Raw genomic sequence first — 3,297 nt, 5'->3', positions numbered from 1 at the left:
CCGCCGTGCGCGGAAGAGGTCGCGCAGCAGGGCGATCTCGGCTCCGTGGTGCAGCAGTTCCTGGTTCACCCACCAGACGACGTCGATGAACACGTCCTCCGGGTCGCTGCCGTGGGGGTAGGTGCTGTGTCCCACCTTGTCGAGCGCGGTGTCGTCGGTGCACAGCAGGGCCTGGCGCCATGCCGCGGCTCCGGCGTCGAAAGCCGCGACCGCGCCCGCCGCGTCTCCGCTGACGCGGTAGTCGTCCCTGGTCAGCGTGTGGCTGCCGGCCACGTGGTCGGCCCGCAGGGTCAGCATCTCACTGAGATGGGTCAGCCGCCATGCCAGGGTGGTGAAGGGCGGCGGCGAGGGGTGCGGGGCGGGTGCGGCGTCGCGTCCCCAGTCGCCCGTGCCGGTCAGGAGGGTCGCGCGCGGCCCGGGGCCCTCCGAGTGCCGCCGGACCGACCAGCAGCCGGGTACCGGCTCCCAGAGGTACTCGTCGTCGGTCATGGGGCCGACCTCGACGTCGGTGCCGTTGCCGCTGTCCACGACCGGCCCCGTCATACGGTCCATGAGGCGCCGGCGCGCGAAGTCGAACTGCTCCAGCAGCGGGGCCAGGCGGCTGGGTGTCACGCGGTGCTCCTGTCGACGGGGTGAGGGCCCACTGGGGACCGGACCGGGCGGCCGACCCGCCACGCTGCCACAGCCGGTGCCGCGCCGCTCCTCCTTTTCCCGTGGGCGTGCGGCGGGCCCGTCGCGGGGCCCGCCGCACGCCGTCGCCGGGTCGTGTGGTGCGGCCCGGCCGTTCATCGCGTCCCGGCCGTTCATCGCGTCCCGGTCAGGGGAACCGTGTGACCTTGGAGGGCACGGTGTCCGTTCCCGAGGTGGGTGCGCCGGTGTCGTTGACGACATGGGCGTACTGACCCTTGCCGCCCAGCGAGATCACGAGCACGTCGTGCAGGACGACGCCCGTCCTGACGGGCACCTGGAAGCCGTGGGCCTGGACGATCGTCGGATCGGCCGTGTAGTTGCAGTAGCTGCCCAGGCCCCACGCCTCGTGCGTGGTGACCGAGTCGGCGACCTTGTAGGCCGCGTAGCCGACGATGCCGTCGTGGGTGATGGCGGCGGCGTTCGGGGCGTCATAGGCCTTCTCGTTCTGGAAGAAGATCGTCCGGCCGCGCTCTCCGTTCCAGTAGACGTCGTACTTGTTGTAGTGCTCGACGAACAGGCCGGTGGCGAGCACGTCGTCGCCGTTGACGCGCAGGCCGTAGTCGGCCCGGTTGGTGTCCCAGCCGACGCCGCTGCCGTGGTCGGCGCGCCACAGCCAGGTGTGGTCGATGACGACGTCGTCGCTGTTGACCACGACCGAGTTGGTGGCCAGGCCGGGTCCGGCGCCGCCGATGCGGACGAACACGTCCTGCATGGTGGTGGGGTCGGCGGAGTGGTCGGCGGACGAGCCGGCCGGTCCGATCTGCAGCAGTGTGTCGGAGCTGACGGGACCGGCGTCGATCAGGAACCCGGCGAGCCGGACGCCGTCGACGTCGGCCACGTGCATGGCGTCGACGCCGTTGTCGGGTACGAGGGTGGCCAGCCCGAGGCCGAGGACCACGGTGTCGGGCCGGGTGACCTGGATGGTCCGCTCGAGGTGGTAGATGCCCGGCGTGAACAGCAGGTTGAGCCCCTGGGCCAAGGCCTGGTTGATGGTCGCCGCGGTCGCTCCCGGCTTGACCACGTAGAACTGGTCGAGCGGGATCGAGGTGCCCGCGTTCGCCGGCCAGGACACTCCGCGCGCGCCCGTGCGCTTGGCGGGCACGAACACCTTGTAGGCGCTGCCGTCCAGGTACAGGAAGGGCTTCTCGCGGGAGACCGGTGTGGTGTCGAGCGTGGTGTACGGGCCGGAGTCGAAGTTGGTCGCCGGGGCGCCCTGTACACCGCTGAACGTCATGTTCCACACGCCGTTGGTCCAGCCGCCGACGGAGCTGTCACGGGTGTACCACTGCTGCTGGGAGTACGGGCCGACGGTGCCGTCGATCTTCGAGTCGGCGATGTAGCCGCCGGAGGCCCAGCCGTAGCCGTTCGGGGCGAGGTTGAGGCCGCCCTGGACGTGGATCCGGCGGAAGGGTGCCGCCTGTGCCACGGCCCACCGGTCGGTGCCGCTCACCGGCCGGATGGCGAGGTTCTCCGCCGAACGCCAGAAGTTCTGCGTGGCGTTGCCGTTGAACCAGCCCGCGTCGACGGTGACGTCCCCGTTGATCTGTGTGTCGTCGGGGTTCAGGCCCAGCCCGGAGACGGAGGTGTAGAAGCCGATCTGGGCGTTGACGCCGTTGTAGGTGCCCGGTTTGAGCAGGAACTGGTAGCGGCCGGTGCCGAACTGGGCGGACTCCTGCTGGGCGAAGACCTGGTCGAACTTCTGCTGGAGGCCGGGGGTGGAGGGGTCGACCACGATGACGTTCGGTCCGAGGTCGCCGCCGCCCTGGACCGGCGGGGTGGAGCCGGAGGATCCGGTGTGCACGGCGACCTCCCACAGGGAGTATCCGTAGCCGGTCGCCCGCACGGTGCCGTAGACGCGGAGGTACCGGCCGGAGCCGCTGACGTCGTAGGAGGCGGTGCCACCGGTGGCGCCGGTGACGCTCCTCAGCGTGGTCCAGCTGCGGCCGTCGGCGGAGGCCTGGATCTGGAACTCCTTGGCGTAGGCGGCCTCCCAGGTCAGGTCCACCCCGCACAGGTCCTGGACCGAGCCGAGGTCCACCTGAACCCACTGCGGGTCGGAGGCCGCACTGGACCAGCGGGTGCCCGGGTCGCCGTCGAAGGCGGCGGAGGCGGGGGTGCCGGCGTTCTCGGTCGAGGAGGCCGAGGCGGGCCTTCCCCTGGCGGCGTCGGCGGTGCCGCACGAGGAGGGCGTGGATCCTCCGGTGGTGCCGAAGACCTGGAACTCCCAGAGGGAGTAGCCCCACTGGGTGGCGCGGTGGATGCCGTACATCCTGACGTATCGGCCCTGGCCGGAGACGTCCAGAGTGTCGGTGCCGCCGTCGCCGCCGGTCACGGACTTCAGGTCGGTCCAGTTGCTGCCGTCCGCGGAGATCTGGACCTTGTAGTCCTTGCCGTAGGCGGTCTCCCAGTCGAGGACGACCTTGGTGACGGAGGCGGTCGCGCCCAGGTCGACCTGGAGCCACTGGGTGTCACTGGCGGCCGACGACCAGCGGGTGCCGGTGTCGCCGTCGACGGCGTACGCCGCCGGGGTGCCGCCGTTCTCGTCGGAGGACGACGTCGCGGTCCTGCCCTGGGACAGCGGTGCCTCCGCCGCGGTGGCGGCGGGGG

General features: G+C 71.3%; 2 protein-coding genes. Both read right to left on the bottom strand.

Annotated features, from left to right (window positions below):
- Window positions 1-552 (bottom strand): DinB family protein (locus BZY54_RS24080; protein WP_086727419.1); only part of this gene is annotated, 552 nt, incomplete at its 3' end.
- Window positions 553-817: 265 nt separating this feature from the next.
- Window positions 818-3,297: discoidin domain-containing protein (locus BZY54_RS24075; protein WP_107419787.1), on the bottom strand; the 2,480-nt coding region annotated here is incomplete at its 5' end.

It is taken from the genome of Streptomyces carpinensis (genome assembly GCF_002154505.1).
GTDB lineage: Bacteria > Actinomycetota > Actinomycetes > Streptomycetales > Streptomycetaceae > Streptomyces > Streptomyces carpinensis.
This window is presented reverse-complemented; position numbering and strand designations above follow the sequence as displayed.